Source organism: Streptomyces sp. NBC_00223, assembly GCF_036199905.1.
In the GTDB taxonomy this organism is placed as follows: Bacteria; Actinomycetota; Actinomycetes; order Streptomycetales; family Streptomycetaceae; genus Actinacidiphila.
The window spans coordinates 6,987,024-7,005,090 of the sequence record NZ_CP108109.1 but is presented as its reverse complement, the minus strand read 5'-3'; the positions used below and the strand labels follow the sequence as shown (position 1 = coordinate 7,005,090).

Below are 18,067 nucleotides of genomic sequence, written 5' to 3'. Positions count from 1 at the left end.
CGTGCGGGGCCCGCCGGCGGGCCCCGCGCGTACCGCCGCCGGGTCTAGCCGAGCCGGACCGGGATCTCCTGCCAGCCGTAGGCGATGAAGGACGGCACCTGGCGCAGTTCCTCCGGCGCCACCGCCAGAGCGAGATCGGGGTAACGGTCGAAGATCGCCGGGAGCGCGGTGATCGCCTCCATCCGGGCCAGCGGGGCGCCGATGCAGCGGTGCACGCCGATGCCGAACGACAGATGGTCGTCGGCGATCCGGGTCGCGTCGAACTCCCCGGCGTCCGGGCCGTAGTGGGCCGGGTCGAGGCCCGCGGCGGCGAAGGTGGTGACGATCGCGTCGCCCGCGGGGATGGTCACGCCCTCCACGGTGATGTCCTCGACGGCGAACCGCAGCGGCAGCGAGGCGATCGAGGGGCGCACCCGCAGCACCTCCTCGATGACCGCCTCCCACCCGACCTTCCCGGCCCGTACGGCGGCCAGTTGGTCGGGGTGTTCGAGCAGCGCGACCACCGCGTTGCCGATCAGATTGACCGTGGTCTCGAACCCGGCGCCGATCACCAGCAGCAGGGTGTACAGCAGTTCCTCGTCGCTGAGCCGGTCGCCGTCCTCGTCCCGCACCCGGATGAGTTCGGTGGTCATGTCGTCGCCGGGGTGCTCGGTCCGGTACGCGATCAGCGCGGGCAGCACGGTGCCGATCTGCCGCTGGACGTACGCGCCGAACTCCGGGGTGGGGTCGGAGGTGTCCATGACGGCGGCGATCAGGGTGCCGGTGGACTCCACCAAGTGGTCCGGGACGCCGAACAGTTCGCAGATCATCCGCATCGGCAGCGGGTACGCGTACCCGGCCCGCAGGTCGACCGGCTCTCCCGGGGCCGCCGCCCGCGCGGTGTCCAGCGCGTCCAGCAGTTCGGCGGTGATCGCCTCGACCCGCGGGCGCATGGCCTCGGTGCGGCGGGCGGTGAAGCTGGGGGCGACCAGTTTGCGCAGCCGGGTGTGGTCGGGGCCGTAGGTGGAGAGCATGTTGACCACGCCGACCCAGTTCACCACCCAGGCCCAGGCGGGGTGTTCGCCGATCTCGGCCCACGACGACCAGTGCAGCCGCGGGTCCTTGCTGACCCGGGGGTCGAGCAGCAGGGACTTGAGGGTGTCGTAACCGGTGGGCGCCCAGGCGGGGATGGCGCCGGGCAGCTCCACCGGCACCACCGGACCGAGCGCGCGCAGCCGGGCGCTCTCCGCGGGGATGTCGCTGCCTAACGGATCGATGGCCACACGGGTGGACGTGGTCATGAGCGTTCTCCTGGCTGGTCGGGAGTACGGGGGGTGAAACGGACGGGCAGTGCCGTCAGCGAACGGTGGAAGGGGCCCGGCCGCCAGGTGAGGTGTTCGCGGGCGGTGACCGGCTCCAGGTCGGGCAGCCACTGGGTGAGCCGTTCGATGGCCTCGGTGGCGATGAGCAGCGTGTGGTGCTTGACCGGACACGCGTGCTCACCGGCCGACCAGGACAGATGGGAAGCGTCGTGGGGGTGGTGGGTGTCGCCGAACTCCTGCTCGGCGAAGTGGCCGAGAGCGCCGTAGGAGATGACCACGGGCACGGCGGACTGCACCCACACGCCGTGGAAGGTCAGCGACTCACGGGCGTAGTGGATGCCGTAGTTGGACAGCGGGGTCTCGTGGCGCAGCACCTCGACGACGGCGTCCATCACGGGACGCGAGCCGCTGGTGAGGGTGGAGTAGAAGTCGGGGTTGCCGAGGATCCGGGACAGGGCGTTGGAGACGAGGTTGGCGGTGGGTTCGTGGCCCGCGCCCAGGGTGAGGAAGACCTGCCAGGTGACCTCCTCGGGGGTGAGTTCCACCGGGTGGTCGAGCAGCCAGCTGGTGATGTCGGGGCCGCGCGCGGCGGACTTGGCGGCTATCAGCCCGAGCACGTAGGCGCCGAACTCGGCCTCGCCCTCGGCGGCTTGGGAGCCGCCCTCCATCATCTTGCCGAGCGCGGCCTCCAGTCGGCCGCTCTCGCTGTCGGGCAGGCCGAAGAGGTCGTTGAAGACCAGCGACATCAGCGGACGGGCGAACTCGCCCACCAGATCGGCCTCTCCGGCCGGACCGAACCGGCTGACCAGCAGGTCCACCGCGCGGTGCACGCGCTCGCGCAGGTCGTGCGCCTCCACGAGGTCGAAGGCGTCGACGAAGGCCTTGCGGTAGCGGATGTGCGCGACACCGTCGGCGAAGAGGGTGTTGGGCCGCCAGCGCATCATGCCGAGGATCGGTGAGTCCTCGGCGACCTCGGCCTCCCACTCGCGCGGGTCGTGCGACCAGGTCTCGTCGTCGTGCAGCAGATCGAGCGCGGCGCGCCGGTCGGTGACGACGTACGCGGGGACGCCGGGCGCGAGTTCCGCCCAGCCGAGCGGGCCCTGGGCCCTGAGCGCCGCGTAGTAGCGGTGCGGGTCGGCGGCGAAGCCCTCCTCCCAGAGCCGGACCGGGGCCGACAGGGAGAAGGACTCGACGGGAGCGGGGTAAGGGGCGGCGGAGGAAGAGGAGTTCACCAGGGGGCTCCGGGCGGTAACGGGCAGCAGCCGGTGGGGGGCGGCCGACGGACGAGGGTGGCGGTGCGGTGGATCGGATACGGACGCCCGGCGGACAGGCGGAGGGCGTACGGACGCCCGGCGTACAGGCGCCCGGCGTACAGACACCCGGCACACGGACGCCCGGCGTACAGGCGCCCGGCGTACAGACACCCGGCGCACGGACGCCCGGCGGAAGAGCGCGCGCGGCGGCGCCCGGCGGGAACGCACCCGCCGTACGCCCTCACGCCGCGCGCTCGATCAGGTGCTGGACGAGCGCGAGCAGCGCGTCGATCGAGGAGTTGGCGTCGCGCGCGTCGCACGCGACCATCGGCGTACCGGGCTCCAGGTCGAGCGCCTTGCGCAACTGCTCCTCGGTGTACGCCCGCGCGTCCGGGAAGATGTTGAGCGCGACGGCGTACGGCAGCCCGCTCTCCTCGACCAGGCCGAGCACGTCGAAGGAGTCGTCGATCCTGCGGGTGTCGACGAGGACGAGCGCGCCCAGCGCGCCGTAGGCGATGTCCGCCCACAGGGAGCGGAAGCGCTCCTGGCCGGGCGTGCCGAACAGATAGAGCACGACCCCGCCGGCCAGGCTGATCCGGCCGAAGTCGATCGCGACCGTCGTGGTGGTCTTGTCCCGTATCCCCGCGATGTCGTCCACCGCGAGGGACGCCTCGGAGAGGTGTTCCTCGGTGTGCAGGGGCTCGATCTCCGACACGGAGTCGATCAGCGTGGTCTTGCCCACCCCGAACGGCCCCGCCACCAGGATCTTCACCAGTTCGCGGGCGCTTTCCGGCAGATGCGGGCCGCCGGTACCCGGCTGGTGCAGTCCGCTAGTGCTTGAGGGCGCGGAGGCCATCGGCCACTCTCTTCAGCAGATCGGAGTCGGGCAGGTCGGCGGCCGGCACCGGCGGACGGGCGACCACCAGCCCCTGGTCGGTGAGTTCGGCGGCCAGGACGCGGATCGCGGAGACCGGCAGCTCCAGCAGGGCCGCCGCCTCGACGACGGTCAGCGACCCGCCGTCGAGGGCGTCGAGCAGCGCGTACTGTGCGGCCGGCAGACCGCCGGGAACGGCCCCGCCGGTGCCGCTGAGCACCGACAGGCGCTCCAGGCTCTCGCGGCTCGGCCGCGCCACCCCGCCGGTGGACAGATAGGCGGGGACCAGGGGACGGCCGCTCCGGCGGCCGGTCATACCGCAGTGCCGCCGTCTCCGCCGCGGGGTGCGGCGGTCATCGCCTTCTCGCCGAGCCTGGCCACCTGCGAGTGGACCCGGTGGGCGAGCAGGTCGAGGCGTACCTCGGGGTCGCCGTAGGCCGCCACGCAGGTGCCGTGGTCGGTGGGCGCGACCAGGATGTAGCCGTGGTCGGACTCGATGACGACCTGGCGGACCTGGGCGTCGGCCCGGTCGGCGAAGGCGGCGGCGGCCGTACGGGAGGCGGCCTGGACGGTGCTGACGATCGCGGCGGTGCGCTCGGCCGTGGGCTGGGACAGCGCCGCGGAGTATCCGGCGACCAGTCCGTCCCTGGTGAGCAGGACCGCGGCCCTGACGTGCGGGATCTCCAGGATCGGATCGAGCACCCACGCGGTGTCGCCGGTGTCGCGGCTGGTCATCGCGGGTCGTTCCCTTCGGTGTCGGCGGCGGATCGGGCCGCCGCGGTGCCCGACTGGAGGGCGCCGAGCGCGGCGGCGGCCTCCTCGGGGCTGCGCGCGGGCGCCGCGGCCGGGGTGGTGGTGATCTCGACCGTGCCGTCCGCGGCGGTGCGCACCCGGCGGCGGCGCTGCGGCAGTACGTCCTCGGTGGCGGCCGGCCGTGACTCGCGGGGCGCCGTCGACACGTGGGTGCCGGCGGGCCGCTCGTCCGCGGACTCGGGGCCGGCCGCGCGGGTGTGCGCGGTGTCGGACTGCTGGGCAGGGGCGCCGGCGGCCGGCCGGGTGGAGCGCGGGGTGCTGGCGGCGGGCGGCCGTACGGCGGGGTCGATCCGGCTGAGCAGGTGGTTCCTGACCAGCAGTACGGCCCGCACGCCGCCGTACGGTGACGGCGAGGAGAGGTCGACGGACAGGTCGAAGCGCCGGGTGAGCTGGCCGATCGCGGCCAGGCCCATCCGCGGCGGGTCGCCGAGTTCGGAGAGCAGGATGGGGTCCTTGCCCGCGACCATCCGCTGCGCCCAGGCCCGCTCGTCGGCGGCCATGCCGACGCCGGAGTCGTCCACGGTGACGGAGACCCCGTGGTGGACGCGTTCGAGGTTGACCACGACGTCGGTGTCGGGCGCGGAGTGCCGCAGCGCGTTGTCGAGGAGTTCGGCGACGATGATCGCGACCGGTTCGACGGCGTGCGAGACCAGGGCCGTACCCGGCTCCAGATGGTTGTTGACCTGGACGCGGTGGTAGCCGACCAGCCGGGACTGGCCGCCGGTGACCGCCTCGATCAGATGCGACTCCTCGCGGGCCAGGCCCACCCAGGCGCCGCAGACCACGGCGGTGACCTGGGCGCGGCGCAGCGACTGCTCGTTCTCGTGGTCGAGGGCGAAGAGAGTCTGGGCCAGCTCGGGGTCGTCGTAGCGCTGTTGCAGTCCGCGCAGTACGTCCTGGAGCCGGTACAGGCCCGCCTGGATGTCGCGGGTGGCGCCGCGCATACCGGCCCGCGCGGCGGCGTCGACGCGCTTGCGCTCCTGGGCCATGGCGGCGAGGACCGCGGTGAGCACCTCGCCGAGCCCGTTGTCGAAGGCGGTTCCGGCCACCTCGGGGTGGAGCGCGCCGGGCACCCGGACATGCGGGTGGGCGGCGTGGATCGCCTCGGCGGGGATCCGCCGCCCGGCCAGGTGGAGCACTTCGGCGGTGTACGTCTCGGCCGTGCGGCCGGCCTCGCGGCGGCTGCCGTCGAGCTCCTGACGGGCGTCGTCGAGCCGGGAGCGCAGGCCCTCGATCTCCTCACGCTGCCGGTTCCGGTGGAGCCGGGAGCGCCACAGCCCGCCTCCCAGGACGAACGCCGACAGGGTCCCGGCGGCCAGGCCGCCAAGGGCCAGGTCCGGTATCTCGATCATCGAATCGGCCTCGGCAGGTCAGGGAGGAGACGGTCGGGTGCCGCCCGGGGGCGGACCCTGCCCAGTACACACCGAGGTGGACCCGTCGCGCTCTGTTTTGGCCGAAGATCCTTCCTCCGATCGGGCGCCCGGCGGCCGGTTCCGCCCGAAGTGTCTGAGTGTGCGTCAACTCCTTTGCCCCTCAAGGTCATTCGGCCCCCACCGACCCCGCTATACATCGCGTGTATAGCCCCTGTGTAGGGTGAGGCGGTCTGCCGCCGACGGTGTGCGCGGCGACCACCCAGCGAAGCACGGAGGAATCGTCATGCCCGGAAAGTCACGACCGTTCGGCAGGACCGCGGTCCTCGCGGCGGCGGCGGCCGTGGCCCTGGCCCTCGGCCTCAGCGGCTGCGCCACCTACGACGCGCAATCGCCGAAGAGCGCCCGGGAGGCCGCGATCAAGGCGGCCGCGAACGGCAAGGGCAAGGGCCTTCCCCCGGGCGCGGTCGACTGCGCGAAGCTCACGTGCATAGCGCTCACCTTCGACGCCGGGCCCAGCGAGAACACCCCCGCGCTGCTGAAGGTGCTCAAGGAGAAGAAGGTGCGGGTCACCTTCTTCCTGCTGGGCCACAAGCACGTCGACACGTACCCCGAGCTGGTCAAGGAGATGGCCGGGAACGGGAACGTGCTCGGCAACCACACCTGGACCCACAAGCGGCTGACCGATCTCAAGCCCGCCGAGATACGCGACCAGCTCGACCACCTGGACACGGAGGTGGAGAAGCTGACCGGGCAGCGGCCGACGCTGATGCGCCCGCCGCAGGGCCGTACCGACGAGAAGGTCTCGAAGGTCTGCAAGGAGCTGGGCCTCGCGCAGGTGCTGTGGAGCGACACCGCGTCGGACTACGCCACCACCGACACCGCGCTGATACAGAAGCGGATACTCAAGGACGCCCACCGCGACGGGATCATCCTGCTGCACGACCTGTACAAGGGGACGGTCCCGGCGGTGCCCGGGATCATCGACGCGCTGCACGAGCAGGGGTACACCTTCGTCACCGTGCCGGAGCTGATCGCGCCGGGCACGCCCGAGCCCGGCAAGGTCTACCGGCCCTGAGGGGCGCGCCCGGCGCCGTACGGCAACCGCCCCGACGCCGCTACCGGGCCCGGTTGACGGCGGCCAGCACCGCCCGGACCGACGCCGTGAGCACCGAGGTGTCCCGCCCTGCACCCCAGGCGGTCCGCCCGCCGACCCGGCACTCGGCGTACGCGACGGCCCGGCTGTCCGGGCCGGGGCCGGTCGCGTGCTCGGCGTAGTGCTCGATGCCGGCCTCGACACCGGCGGCGGCCAGCGCGTCGGTGAAGGCGGAGAGCGGGCCGTTGCCGGTGCCGCGTACCGTGCGGCCGGCCGTACGACCGGGGTCACCCTCGTGCAGCACACAGCTGAACTCGTGCCGCCCGGGGGCGGTTTCGGCCGTACGCCAGTCGGTGATCGTCAGCGGGCCGTCCTCGCCGGGGACCACGTACGCGGCGCGGAACAGCTCCCACAGGTCCTTCGCGGTGATCTCCTCACCGCTGTCGTCGGCGGCCCGCTGCACGATCCGGGAGAAGTCGGCGCGCAGCCTGGGCGGCAGGTCCAGTCCGTGGTGTGCCTTGAGCAGATACGCGATGCCGCCCTTGCCCGACTGGCTGTTGACCCGGATCACGGCCTCGTAGTCACGGCCGATGTCGGCGGGGTCGATCGGCAGGTAGGGCACCTCCCAGGGTGCCCGGTCGGCCGGGACCCCGGTCTGCTCGGCGCGGCGGGCGTGGTGCTCGAAGCCCTTCTTGATCGCGTCCTGGTGGGTGCCGGAGTAGGCGGTGTGCACGAGGTCGCCGACGTACGGGTGGCGGCCCGCGACCGGCAGCCGGTTGCAGTGCTCGACGGTCGCGCGGATCTCGTCGATGTCGGAGAAGTCCAGCATCGGGTCGACGCCCTGGGTGTAGAGGTTGAGCGCGAGGGTCACCAGGTCGACATTGCCGGTGCGCTCGCCGTTGCCGAACAGACAGCCCTCGACGCGCTGCGCCCCGGCCAGCACGGCGAGTTCGGCGCAGGCGACGCCCGTCCCCCGGTCGTTGTGCGGGTGGACGGAGAGGATCACGCTGTCGCGGCGGGCCAGATGGCGGTGCATGTACTCGATCTGGTCGGCGTAGACATTGGGCGTGGCGATCTCCACGGTGGCCGGCAGATTGTGGATCACCGGGCGGTCCGGGGAGGCGTCCCACAGCGCGGTCAGGCCGTCGCAGACCTCCAGCACGAAGTCCGGCTCGGTGAGGTTGAAGACCTCGGGCGAGAACTCGAAGCGCACGCCGGGCCGTTGGCCGGCGAGCCGGGCCATCAAGGTGGCCGCCGCCTCGACCAGCGCCCGCAGCTCCCGCCTGCCGCGGCCGATGACGACGTCCCGCCAGACGGGCGCGGTCGCGGTGTAGAGGTGGACGACGGTACGCGGCAGGCCGTCGATCGAGGCGAAGGTCCGCTCGATGAGGTCGGCCCGGGCGGCGGTGAAGACGACCACGGTCACGTCGTCCGGGACGGCGCCGCTCTCGGCGAGGTGGCGGACGAAGTCGTAGTCGGTACGGCTGGCCGAGGGGTAGCCGACCTCGATCTCCTTGAAGCCCATGGCCACTTGGAGGTCGAACATCCGGCGCTTGCGGGCCGGGTCCATGGGCTCGGCCAGTGCCTGGTTGCCGTCGCGCAGATCGACCGGGACCCACAGGGGGGCGCGTTCGATCCGGCGGGACGGCCACTGGCGGTCGGCCGCGGCGGGGAGTTCGACGCGCTCATGGGCGGGCCGGTAGCGATGGAAGGGCATCGCGCTGCCGCGCTGGCGGTTCCAGGCGGGGGCGTCGCCGGGGACGGGCCCGGGCGGGGTGCGCAGGGTGGGGAAGGCGGTGCTGCCGATGGTCATCGGGGTGTCCGTTTCGGGGTGCGTGCGGTCGGGGGACGACCGGCAGCACCGAACCCCACGGCGGGGTGCCGGTCGTTCAGGCCCCGCCGCGGCATCCGAGAAGGAGGACCCGCTGCGACATGCCGGGTAGAGTATCCATGAAAGCACTCCTCAGACAAGCTGACAGGTGAGGCCCGTATGTCGCTCGGCTCGCTGCGACCCAGCCCGCTGGTGGAACAGGCCGCGGAGAAGCTGCGCGCGCAGATCACCGCGGGACGCTGGCCGGTCGGTACCAAGCTGCCCGGCGAGACCACGCTCGCCGCGTCACTGGGGGTGGGGCGCTCGACCGTACGGGAGGCCCTGCGGGCGCTGGCCGGGGCGGGGCTGGTACGGACCCGGCAGGGCGCGGGCGTGTTCGTGATCGCCACCCGTCCGGTCGAGGACTGGGCGGCGCGTCTGCGGAGCGCGGGGATCGCGGACGTCTACGAGGTGCGGGCGATGCTGGAGGTGCAGGCCGCCCGGATGGCGGCGGTCCGCCGCACGCCCGCGGACATCGCGGCCCTCGACGCGGCGCTTGCCGCCCGCAGGCAGGCGGCGGACGGCGACGACGCGGCCTTCGTGGAGGCGGACATCGCGCTGCACTCGGCGGTGGTGGCCGCGGCGGGCAATCCGGTGCTGACGGATCTGTTCGCGGAGTTCGCCCCGGCGCTGCGGGCGGGCCTGGTCCATCTGATCGACCTTCTCGACCTCCGCGAGCGTGACCCCAACCCGGGCGACGCGACGCACTCGTCCCTGGTCGAGGCGATCAGGTCCGGCGACCCGGAAGCGGCCTCCCGCGCGCTGAACGCGGAGCTGACCCCGATCCTCTCCCGCCTCCGCGCACACTAGCCCGGCCGGGTCCGGGCGCCTCGGGGGCCGGTCGGAGGCCGGGCAGAGGCCGGGCGGAGGCCAGTCCGAGGCCGGATCATGGTGACCGAAATCCGCCAGCCCGGCCGGCCGCGATGACGCACAGTGGGTGGTGGGACGGACGAAGGCACCGGGCCAGGGAAGGACGGAACACACCATGACGATCTACTCGACGGTCGACAGCCCGCTCGGAGAACTGCTGCTGGTGGGCGAGGCACGGGACGGCGGCGGGGTCGTACTGGACTCCGTGTCCGTGCCCGGGCAGCGCAAGGGCGCGGTCGTGGGGGCCGGTTGGCAGCGCGCACCGCACGCGTTCGGCGCGGTGACCGCCCAGTTGGAGGCGTACTTCGCGGGCACCCTCACCCGCTTCGAGGTCGGGACGACCACCCGCGGCACCGACTTCCAGCGCCGGGTGTGGGCCGCGCTGGAGGCGATCCCGTACGGCGTCACGACCAGCTACGGCCGGCTCGCCGAACGGATCGGCGCCCCGCGCGCCGCCGTCCGCGCGCTGGGCTCGGCCATCGGCGCCAATCCGCTGCTGATCGTCCGGCCGTGCCACCGGGTGATCGGCGCGGACGGCTCGCTCACCGGGTACGCGGGCGGACTCGACCGCAAACGGCGGCTGCTCGCGCTCGAAGGCGCGTGGGAGGACGCGCTCGAAGGCGCCCCGCGATGAACGCCCTCTTCCCCCGGCCCCGGACGCACCCCGCGCCCGGGGCCGTCCATGTGCCCGGCTGGCTCTCCCCGGCCGAGCAGCGCGACCTGCTCGCCGCCTGCCGGGCCTGGGCGTCCGGCCCCGTACCGATGCGGCACACCCGGCTGCCGCGCGGCGGGGTCATGTCGGTCCGTACGGTCTGCGTCGGCTGGCACTGGCGCCCGTACACGTACTCCCGTACGGCGTCGGACGTGAACGGGGCTCGGGTCGCCGTATTCCCTGACTGGCTGGCCGAGTTGGGCCGACGCGCGGTCGCCGACGCGTACCGGGACCCGGCGGCGGGCGCCGCGTACACCCCCGACACCGCGCTGGTGAACTTCTACGACGGCGACGCCGCCATGGGGATGCACCAGGACAAGGACGAGGAGTCGGCCGCTCCCGTGGTGTCGTTGAGCCTCGGCGACACATGTGTCTTCCGGTTCGGCAACACGGAGGGTCGCGGAAAGCCTTATACGGACCTGGAGTTGGCCTCCGGCGACCTCTTCGTCTTCGGCAGGGCGTCGCGGTACGCGTACCACGGTGTGCCCAAAGTGCTGCCGGGCACAGGCGACTTGCTCGACGGCCGCGTCAACATCACGCTGCGGGCCACCGGCCTCACCGGCTGAACACGGCTCCGGGCGACGCGCGACGGCCGGTCGAGGGAGTCCCGGACGAACGAACGCGCCCGGTGCAGACGGGACTTCATCGCGGCCTCGCTCAGCCCGAGCGCCCCGGCCACGTCCCGGCCGGGCCTGCCGTACAGGTCCCGCATGATCAGCACCTGGAGCTGGTCGCGCGGAAGCCGGCCCATCGCCCCGGCGACCTGCTCGACCTCAAGGCGCCGCAGCACCGCGTCCTCCACCGAGGGAGCGGGGGCGGCCCGGCCTTCGTCGTCCCCTCCCGTGTGCCGGTCGGTGCCACGCCGGTGCCGCAGGCTCTCCCGCCGCGCGACCCGCAGCAGCCAGGAGTCCAGCGCGCCGGTGCCGCGCAGCGTCCCGATGCTCCGGCACAGGATCATCAGCGTCTCCTGGGTGACGTCCTCGGCGTCCTCCGGCGTGGCGCACCACGCGCCCGCGACCCGCCGCACCCGGGGGTACGCGGCCTCGGCCACGGCGGCCAGCGCGCGCGGATCGCCGTTCCGCGCGGCTCCGACGAGCTCTTCGTCGGGCCAGGTCCGGGCATGTGGGGACATGGGGGCAGCGGTGAGCGCCATGGTGGTCTCTCCTGAGGGCATGCGGACATGGCGGTACGCGGTGATCCGCGGGGAAAAGGGTGTCGGTCGGTCCGCGGGGGCGCCGTCGACCGATACGGGCGGCGCCCCGGCGGGCGCGCGGCGGGTGGTACCCGGCCGGAAGGTTCAGGACGGTCGGCGGCGCCGGTACGGCCACGGCGGCGGACAGCGGTCCCGGGAGTTCCTTCTCATGCGTCCCCCCGGGCCCATGCGGCGGTTGCGAGCATGGTGAAAGCGTGCCGAAGCGGTCCCGGCAGCGTCTTTGGCGAGGAGTTCACAGAGTTCTTGACGCTCAGTGCACACGCGCGAGCGGACTTCGTACGGCGCTACGGTCGCGCGTCGGCGGATCGGCCCGTGCCCGTCCCCGCGAAACGGACGCGGGAGGCGGACGGACCCGAAAACGGGAACCGGCGGGCCCCCCGAAGGGGACCCGCCGGCCTGGAACCGTTGGGGAAGTGGTGGTGCGTCAGTGCTTCAGTGCGTCAGGAAGAGGTGCAGGTCAGTGCGGGCGACGTGAACGATCCGGAGGCAGTGCCCTGGAAGCCGAAGCTGGTCGAGCCGGCCGCGGACAGAGCGCCGTTGTAGGACAGGTTCTTCGCGGTCACCGAGGTGCCGGTCTGCTTGATGTCCGCGTTCCAGCCGCTGGTCTCCTGCTGGCTGCCGGGCCAGGTCCACCCGACGGTCCACCCGTTGATGGCGGCGGAACCGGCGGTGACGGTGACGGTGGCCGTGAAGCCGGCGTCCCACTGGTTGTCGATGTGCAGGGAGGCGGTGCAGCCCTTGCTTCCGGTGCCGCCGGTGCTGCCGCTGGTCGAGCCGCCGGTCGTACCGGCGGTGGTGCCCGCCGACGTGCCGGAGGTCGTACCGGAGGACGAGCCGGACGTGGTGCCCGCCGTGGTGCCGGAGGACGAACCGGACGTGGTGCCCGCCGTGGTGCCGGAGGACGAGCCGGAGGTCGTACCGGACGTGGTGCCCGCTGAGGTGCCGCCGGTCGTACCCGCCGAGGTGCCCGCGGAGGTGCCGGAGGTCGTGCCCGCGGAGGTGCCGCCGGTCGAGCCGGTGCCGCCGAAGGTGGGTGCCTTGATGGAGGCCAGGTAGCCGTCCTTGACGGTGTCGACGCTCTGCCAGTCGTCCTTCAGGATGCCGCCGGTGTCACCGGAGTCGGGGTTCCACGACCAGAAGGTCCAGCTGAAGCTGTCGCCGCCGTTGGTGGAGGTCGGCAGCAGGTAGCTCACCAGCGCCTTGAGCCACTGCTGGTCGGTGGTGGCCTGGAGGGTGGTGCCGAACTCACCGACCCACACCGGGGCGATGTTCTGCTTGAAGATGTAGCCCCAGTACTTGTCCCACACGGCCGGCATGTTCGACGGGAAGGTGGGGTCGGTGAACCAGGTCTGCTGGGAGACCGACGTGGCGTAGTCGTGGGCCGAGTAGACGACCCGGTTGGCGACGCTGAGCTGGACCGGGTACTGGGCCACGCCCATCAGGTTGCCGCCCCACCAGCCGGAGACGCCGTTGACGGTCTGGATGCCCTCGACGAAGATCAGCAGGTTCGGGTTGATGCCCAGGATCGCGTTGCCGGCCCGCTGGGCCGCCAGCCGCCAGTCGATCGTGGTGTCGCCGCAGCCCCAGCAGGCCGGGTCGTGCGGCTCGTTGTGCAGGTCGATGCCGACGACCGCGGTGTTGCCCTGGTAACGGGTGGCCAGCGCCTTGAGGTTGGTCAGCCAGGTGGTCTCCGGCACGGAGGACGTGTACCACAGCGCGGACTGGCCGCTGGAGTCCGGGCGGTGCCGGTCGAGGATGACCCGCAGGCCGACGGACCCGGCGTAGTTGACGATCTTGTCCATGACCTGGAGGGGGCTGAGGCCCTGAAGGTCCTGGTTCATGTTGTAGAACGTGATGCTGTTCGCCGTGGCGCCCGACTTGAAGATGTCGTCGCTGTACGGAAGCCGGATGGTGTTGTACCCGAGCGTCTTCATCTGGTCGATCATCGACTTGTAGTCGCGCGACCAGAGGCCGTGCGGGGCCTCGTTCGACGTCTCGAAGCCGAACCAGTTGACTCCGGCGATGCGGACGGCCTGGTTGTTCGAGTCCAGGATGTCACGGCCGCTGGTGTGCCAGTAACCGGTTCCAGCGCCGCTGGCAGCCGGGGTCGCGGCCGCCGCCGGACGGGACTGCCCGGCCAGGGAGAGCGCGACGAGCAGCGCCGCGGCGATCGCCGCGGCCAGAATCACCCGCAGCCGACTCATATTTCTCAGGGGGCTCAGCGAGCCCGAAAAGGGGACCACGGTCGCGATTCCTCTCGGTGGGGGGATGGAACGCTTCAGTTCGTGGCAGAACAAGTTGCCGGGAGCCGTGTGGGAGCGCTCCCATGCTTCAATGTATGGAAGCGATGAAGGTGGAGCGCGTCAAGAGGAAACGTCAACTTCGCCGATAATCGGGGCCGCGTCCAACACGCAGCGTCACCAAGCGAGTTGCCTCCGCCGCCCTCGCGCACCCCCGGCGACCGGCCGGGGCGGTCAGGACCGCGCGGCACCCGGGGCGGACCGACGGCGTCGGTTAGGCTTGCCTAAGTACGATGTGCGGGCGGCCGCCCGCCGCTCCGCCCCGACGAACGGGAACCACATGGCCGACCGACCCCAGCGCAGGACTCCGACGCCCAAGCACGCCACCGTGACCCGTACCGAACGGCTGACCCCGCACATGATCCGGGTCGTCCTCGCCGTGGACCCGGCCGCGGAGCTGGAGATCGGCGCGTACACCGACCACTACGTCAAGCTGGTCTTCCCGCCCGAGGGCGTGACCTACCCCGAACCGCTGGACGTCGAGGCGATCCGCCGCGACCTGCCGCGCGAGCAGTGGCCGCGTACGAGGACGTACACCGTACGGGCCTGGGACGCCGCGACCCGCGAGATGACCGTGGACTTCGTCCACCACGGCGACGAGGGCCTGGCCGGACCGTGGGCGGCCGGCGTGACGCCCGGCGAGGGCATCCACTTCATGGGCCCCGGCGGCGGCTACGCCCCCGACCCGGCCGCCGACTGGCATCTGCTGGCCGGCGACGAGAGCGCGCTGCCCGCCCTCGCCGCGGCCCTGGAGCAACTGCCGCCGGGCGCGCCCGCGAAGGTCTTCGTCGAGGTCGCCGGGCCCGAGGAGGAGCAGAAGCTGCTCTCCCCCGGCGACGCGGAGATCGTCTGGCTGCACCGCGGCGACCGGCCGGTCGGCGAGGCGCTGGTCGAGGCGGTGACCGCGCTGGAGTTCCCGCCGGGCGACCCGCAGGCGTTCGTGCACGGCGAGGCGCACTTCGTGAAGGAGCTGCGCCGGCTGCTGAGGGTGGACCACCAGGTCCCGCGCGAGCGGCTGTCCGTCTCCGGCTACTGGCGGCGCGGCGCCGACGAGGACGGCTGGCAGTCCTCGAAGCGCGAGTGGAACGCCCAGGTGGAACGCGAGCAGGAGTCCGCCTGACCGACGGGCCCGTACGTCCGCGTGGAACGTACGGGCCCGGTCATCGGGTCACCGGCCCGGTCATCGGGTCGATCGCCCGCCCGACGACCGCCGTACGCGTACGGGTCCTGCCGCCGGATGGTGACGCTGAGTCAGCTCATGAACAGGGGTCGGACGTCAGGGACTTGACGCCGCGTCAGACCGACTTCTGATAAGAGCGGAACGTACGGGTGGACAGCCACACCGCCGCCAGCGCGAGGGCGAGCAGCGCGCCGCCCCGGCCGAGCACCTCGCCCCAGTGCGGGTCGGCGGACATCGCCGAACGGCCCGCGACCAGTGCCCAGTTGACGGGATTGAAGGCGGAGACGTGCCGCATCCAGCTCGGCATCAGGCCGGGGGCCATGAAAGCCGAGGAAAGAAAGGTCAGCGGCAGCAGCAGGAAGCTGTTGATGCCGATGATGCTTTCGCGCCGCCGGACCAGCATGCCGAGCGCGTTGGAGAAGGCACCGAAGACCGTACCGAGCAGAACCGATCCGACCAGCAGAATCAGCAGGCCGGCCGCGCCGCCGGGGTAGTCCGCGCCGCCGAGTTCGCCGAGCAGGATGATGACCACGGACTGCACGGCCGTGCTGATGCCCTGCTGGATGACATTGGCGTTCATCAGGGCCGCACGGCTGACCGGGGTGGTCAGAAAACGGTTAAGAGTTCCGCGTTCGATTTCTTCCAGCGTGCCCATGCCCGCCCACATGCTGGAGGACAGCGCGCTCATCACGACCACGCCGGGCACCAGGTAGTCCAGATAGGAGCCGGCGCCGAAGCCGGGCAGTTCGACCACCTTGCGGAAGAGCGAGCCGAAGAGGTAGAGCCAGATCACCGGCTGGACGAGGGTGATGGCCAGAAAGGCGGGCTGGCGCAGGATCGCCATCAGCTGACGCTGGGTCATGTACCAGGTCTGGCTGAGGGTTTCGGTCACCGGATGCGGGGTGCGGGCCGGAGCGGTAGTGGCGGCGGCGGAGGTGGCGGTCATCGGACGTCTCCAGCGGTGTGCGCGGGCTCGGCGGGCGAGGAGGTGCCCACGGCGGGCGCGGGGGTCTGCGCGGAAGCGGCGGACTCGGCGGACGTACCGGACACGCCGGCCCCGGTGGACGTACCGGACGCGGTGGACCTGCCCCCGCCCGCCGTACCGCTGTCGCCCGCTCCCCCGCCGCCCGGGCCTCCGCCGCCGGGTCCCGCGTCAACCGGTCCCACGACGTCCGCCTCCGAGAAACGGCGGCCCGCGTACCGCAGATACACGTCGTCGAGCGACGGCCGGGCCACGGTCACCGAGGCCACTACCGCGCCCTCCCGTTCCAGCGCGGCCAGCACCCTCGGTACGGCGGCGGGCCCGTCGTCGGCGCGGGCACTGAGCCTGCGGCCGTCGACCACCACCTCGCGCACGCCCGCGAACGCGTCCAGCGCCGCCCGCAGCAGTTGGGCGTCGACCTGCCCGGGCGTCTCGCGCAGCTCCACATGGACGGCGTCGCCGTGCAGTTCGCCCTTGAGTTCGTCCGGGGTGCCCTCGGCGACGACCCGGCCCCGGTCGACGATCGCGATCCGCTCGGCGAGGCGGTCGGCTTCTTCCAGATAGTGGGTCGTGAGCAGGATCGTCAGGCCCTCGTCCCCGGTCAGCCGGGAGATCTCCTCCCACATCGCGCTGCGCGCCTCCGGGTCGAGGCCGGTGGTCGGCTCGTCGAGGAAGAGCACCTGCGGGCGGTGGACCAGGCCGAGCGCCACGTCCAGCCGCCGCTGCATACCGCCGGAGTACGTCCTGACCATGCGGCCGCCGGCCTCGGACAGGTCGAAACGGGCCAGCAGTTCGTCGGCGCGCGCTCCGAGCGCGGCGCCGCGCATGCCGTACAACCTCCCCTGGAGCAGCAGGTTCTCGCGGCCGGTGGCGACCGGGTCGGCGCCGGACTTCTGGGCGACGACGCCGATCGCGCGGCGGACCCGGTCGGGGTGGCGCAGCGCGTCGTGCCCGGCGACCAGGGCGGTGCCGGAGTCCGGGCGGGCCAGGGTGGTGAGGATCTTGACGGTGGTCGACTTGCCGGCGCCGTTGGGTCCGAGCAGGCCGAAGACGGTGCCGGGGGCGACGGTGACGCCCAGACCGTCCAGGGCTTTCACCCCGCCGGGGTAGGTCTTGATCAGGTCGCGCGCCTCCACGGCGTGCGCGTGGGTGGTCATGGTGGGGAGTCCTCCGCGTCAGGGGTTGCCTGTTCGCCGGAGCGGCCCTCGGGAGGAGCCGGGATATCGTGGGTGTGCCGCACCTCGATCGCCTGGCGTCCGCTGTCCGCGGGTGTCCGGGTTCGGTGGTTCGTGTACCGGCGTCCGCTGTTGCCGCAGCGGGCGCCGGGGGTTTCGGTCTCTTCGTCTTCTTCGGTGCGCCGGGCCTTCAATGGCTCCGGTGCTCCGGAGTCCCTGCTACGGGTGCCCGGCCGCCGGGCCCAACGCTCAGTGGTTCTTTCCGCGCGCCTCCGGGGACGTCCCCGCCGGCCCCCCGGCGCCGGCCGCTTCCCCGGCCGGGTCGGGGCCGCGGAACTCCCCCTCCAGCTCCGCCCACCGCTCGGGTACGCCACCGGTCTCGTACCAACTGCGCCACTCGGCGGTGCCGGTCACCGTGCCGGCCGCGAACTCCTTGATCATCCCGCGCAGCCAGCCGATCTGCGCTTCGAGCATGTGCCGCTGATACTCGGTCTCCACCAGGAAGATCCGCGGCAACTCGCCCTCCAGCCGGGCCAGTACACCCTGCGTGCCGGCCAGTTGCAGCTCCAGCGCGGAGAGGCGTTCGGCGAGCAGTTCGGCCGCTTCGTCCGGGTGCAGGGCCATGATCAGCGAGAGCGCCGACTCGAACGCCGGGTACTCCCTGACCGGTACGGCCACGAGGTCGGCCAGCCAGTCGTGCGTCTCGGTGCGGCCGTCCTCGGTGAGCCCGTAGAGCGTCCGCTCGGGCCGGTTGCCCAGCCGCTGCACACCGGCGACCTCGACGAAGCCGTACTTCTCCAGGTTCTGGACGACGGTGTAGAGGGAGCCGTAGTTGATCTTGATGCTGTGTTCCTTGCCGCGCTGCCGCAGCATCCGGGCGATCTCGTACGGGTGCATCGGGCGTTCGCCGAGGAACACCATGACCGCGAGGGCCAGCGGGTTGGAGAGCTTGCGCCGCTTCGCCGCCGGACTCACCTCCAAGCTCCGCTCGTCTCCGTATATCCGTGGCCGAGCATATCGCGTGTACGACGCGACATCAACCGCGATGTATCGCGAAT

General features: G+C 72.3%; 15 protein-coding genes and 2 pseudogenes. 5 read left to right on the top strand and 12 right to left on the bottom strand.

The genetic code is table 11. The features are described from left to right. Positions 1-44 precede the first annotated feature (44 nt). The 6 genes from OHA30_RS29925 to OHA30_RS29900 all read right to left on the bottom strand — a co-directional run bounded on the left by OHA30_RS29925 (position 45) and on the right by OHA30_RS29900 (position 5,593). The gene (locus OHA30_RS29925) at positions 45-1,280 is read right to left on the bottom strand and encodes a cytochrome P450 family protein (protein WP_328916991.1); all 1,236 of its coding nucleotides are present in this window, start codon (positions 1,278-1,280) and stop codon (positions 45-47) included. Next, a complete protein-coding gene (locus OHA30_RS29920; protein ID WP_328918051.1) occupies positions 1,277-2,479 on the bottom strand; it encodes a cytochrome P450 in 1,203 nt (400 codons plus the stop codon). The genes OHA30_RS29925 and OHA30_RS29920 overlap by 4 nt, the downstream gene beginning before the upstream one ends. Before the next feature lie 316 nt (positions 2,480-2,795). Continuing rightward, a complete protein-coding gene (locus OHA30_RS29915; protein ID WP_328916990.1) occupies positions 2,796-3,410 on the bottom strand; it encodes a GTP-binding protein in 615 nt (204 codons plus the stop codon). Then, a complete protein-coding gene (locus tag OHA30_RS29910; RefSeq protein WP_328916989.1) occupies positions 3,385-3,744 on the bottom strand; it encodes a DUF742 domain-containing protein in 360 nt (119 codons plus the stop codon). The genes OHA30_RS29915 and OHA30_RS29910 overlap by 26 nt, the downstream gene beginning before the upstream one ends. Next, positions 3,741-4,163, bottom strand: a complete 423-nt coding sequence (locus OHA30_RS29905) for a roadblock/LC7 domain-containing protein (RefSeq protein WP_328916988.1) — start codon at positions 4,161-4,163, stop codon at positions 3,741-3,743. Before OHA30_RS29905 ends, OHA30_RS29910 begins: the two co-directional genes overlap by 4 nt. Beyond that, positions 4,160-5,593, bottom strand: a complete 1,434-nt coding sequence (locus OHA30_RS29900) for an ATP-binding protein (RefSeq protein ID WP_328916987.1) — start codon at positions 5,591-5,593, stop codon at positions 4,160-4,162. Before OHA30_RS29900 ends, OHA30_RS29905 begins: the two co-directional genes overlap by 4 nt. Before the next feature lie 304 nt (positions 5,594-5,897). Here OHA30_RS29900 and OHA30_RS29895 point away from each other — a divergent pair, with 304 nt between their 5' ends. Further along, positions 5,898-6,689: a polysaccharide deacetylase family protein gene (locus OHA30_RS29895; RefSeq protein WP_328916986.1), complete on the top strand. Its 792-nt coding sequence runs from the start codon at positions 5,898-5,900 to the stop codon at positions 6,687-6,689. Positions 6,690-6,729: 40 nt separating this feature from the next. Here OHA30_RS29895 and leuA read toward each other — a convergent pair whose 3' ends face one another. Next, on the bottom strand, positions 6,730-8,520 hold the full coding sequence (leuA, locus tag OHA30_RS29890) for a 2-isopropylmalate synthase (protein ID WP_328916985.1): 1,791 nt from the start codon (positions 8,518-8,520) through the stop codon (positions 6,730-6,732). Positions 8,521-8,697: 177 nt separating this feature from the next. Here leuA and OHA30_RS29885 point away from each other — a divergent pair, with 177 nt between their 5' ends. The 3 genes from OHA30_RS29885 to OHA30_RS29875 all read left to right on the top strand — a co-directional run bounded on the left by OHA30_RS29885 (position 8,698) and on the right by OHA30_RS29875 (position 10,725). Beyond that, positions 8,698-9,387: a FadR/GntR family transcriptional regulator gene (locus OHA30_RS29885; protein ID WP_328916984.1), complete on the top strand. Its 690-nt coding sequence runs from the start codon at positions 8,698-8,700 to the stop codon at positions 9,385-9,387. Positions 9,388-9,562: 175 nt separating this feature from the next. Next, a complete protein-coding gene (locus OHA30_RS29880) occupies positions 9,563-10,081 on the top strand; it encodes a methylated-DNA--[protein]-cysteine S-methyltransferase (RefSeq protein ID WP_328916983.1) in 519 nt (172 codons plus the stop codon). After that, a complete protein-coding gene (locus OHA30_RS29875) occupies positions 10,078-10,725 on the top strand; it encodes an alpha-ketoglutarate-dependent dioxygenase AlkB family protein (protein WP_328916982.1) in 648 nt (215 codons plus the stop codon). The genes OHA30_RS29880 and OHA30_RS29875 overlap by 4 nt, the downstream gene beginning before the upstream one ends. A 44-nt stretch (positions 10,726-10,769) precedes the next feature. Here OHA30_RS29875 and OHA30_RS29870 read toward each other — a convergent pair. Next, positions 10,770-11,291, bottom strand: a pseudogene (locus tag OHA30_RS29870) (RNA polymerase sigma factor); the annotation flags it as partial. A gap of 521 nt (positions 11,292-11,812) precedes the next feature. Further along, positions 11,813-13,576, bottom strand: a complete 1,764-nt coding sequence (locus OHA30_RS29865; RefSeq protein WP_328918050.1) for a cellulase family glycosylhydrolase — start codon at positions 13,574-13,576, stop codon at positions 11,813-11,815. A gap of 376 nt (positions 13,577-13,952) precedes the next feature. Here OHA30_RS29865 and OHA30_RS29860 point away from each other — a divergent pair, with 376 nt between their 5' ends. Further along, positions 13,953-14,792, top strand: coding sequence for a siderophore-interacting protein (locus tag OHA30_RS29860; protein ID WP_328916981.1), 840 nt, complete (start codon positions 13,953-13,955; stop codon positions 14,790-14,792). A gap of 175 nt (positions 14,793-14,967) precedes the next feature. Here OHA30_RS29860 and OHA30_RS29855 read toward each other — a convergent pair whose 3' ends face one another. The 3 genes and pseudogenes from OHA30_RS29855 to OHA30_RS29845 all read right to left on the bottom strand — a co-directional run bounded on the left by OHA30_RS29855 (position 14,968) and on the right by OHA30_RS29845 (position 17,930). After that, positions 14,968-15,714, bottom strand: a complete 747-nt coding sequence (locus tag OHA30_RS29855; protein WP_405786034.1) for an ABC transporter permease — start codon at positions 15,712-15,714, stop codon at positions 14,968-14,970. 308 nt (positions 15,715-16,022) lie between these two features. Next, positions 16,023-16,991: pseudogene (locus OHA30_RS29850) on the bottom strand (ATP-binding cassette domain-containing protein); the annotation flags it as partial. A 267-nt stretch (positions 16,992-17,258) separates the two neighbouring features. Then, a complete protein-coding gene (locus tag OHA30_RS29845) occupies positions 17,259-17,930 on the bottom strand; it encodes a PadR family transcriptional regulator (RefSeq protein WP_328918048.1) in 672 nt (223 codons plus the stop codon). Positions 17,931-18,067 lie beyond the last annotated feature (137 nt).

What these genes read in the sequence shown, in the direction of transcription:
- OHA30_RS29925 (WP_328916991.1), bottom strand. Translation starts at nt 1,280, where the DNA reads ATGACCACGTCCACCCGTGTGGCCATCGATCCGTTAGGCAGCGACATC.
- OHA30_RS29915 (WP_328916990.1), bottom strand. Translation starts at nt 3,410, where the DNA reads ATGGCCTCCGCGCCCTCAAGCACTAGCGGACTGCACCAGCCGGGTACC.
- OHA30_RS29910 (WP_328916989.1), bottom strand. Translation starts at nt 3,744, where the DNA reads ATGACCGGCCGCCGGAGCGGCCGTCCCCTGGTCCCCGCCTATCTGTCC.
- OHA30_RS29905 (WP_328916988.1), bottom strand. Translation starts at nt 4,163, where the DNA reads ATGACCAGCCGCGACACCGGCGACACCGCGTGGGTGCTCGATCCGATC.
- OHA30_RS29900 (WP_328916987.1), bottom strand. Translation starts at nt 5,593, where the DNA reads ATGATCGAGATACCGGACCTGGCCCTTGGCGGCCTGGCCGCCGGGACC.
- OHA30_RS29895 (WP_328916986.1), top strand. Translation starts at nt 5,898, where the DNA reads ATGCCCGGAAAGTCACGACCGTTCGGCAGGACCGCGGTCCTCGCGGCG.
- leuA (WP_328916985.1), bottom strand. Translation starts at nt 8,520, where the DNA reads ATGACCATCGGCAGCACCGCCTTCCCCACCCTGCGCACCCCGCCCGGG.
- OHA30_RS29885 (WP_328916984.1), top strand. Translation starts at nt 8,698, where the DNA reads ATGTCGCTCGGCTCGCTGCGACCCAGCCCGCTGGTGGAACAGGCCGCG.
- OHA30_RS29880 (WP_328916983.1), top strand. Translation starts at nt 9,563, where the DNA reads ATGACGATCTACTCGACGGTCGACAGCCCGCTCGGAGAACTGCTGCTG.
- OHA30_RS29875 (WP_328916982.1), top strand. Translation starts at nt 10,078, where the DNA reads ATGAACGCCCTCTTCCCCCGGCCCCGGACGCACCCCGCGCCCGGGGCC.
- OHA30_RS29865 (WP_328918050.1), bottom strand. Translation starts at nt 13,576, where the DNA reads ATGAGTCGGCTGCGGGTGATTCTGGCCGCGGCGATCGCCGCGGCGCTG.
- OHA30_RS29860 (WP_328916981.1), top strand. Translation starts at nt 13,953, where the DNA reads ATGGCCGACCGACCCCAGCGCAGGACTCCGACGCCCAAGCACGCCACC.
- OHA30_RS29855 (WP_405786034.1), bottom strand. Translation starts at nt 15,714, where the DNA reads ATGACCCAGCGTCAGCTGATGGCGATCCTGCGCCAGCCCGCCTTTCTG.
- OHA30_RS29845 (WP_328918048.1), bottom strand. Translation starts at nt 17,930, where the DNA reads ATGGTGTTCCTCGGCGAACGCCCGATGCACCCGTACGAGATCGCCCGG.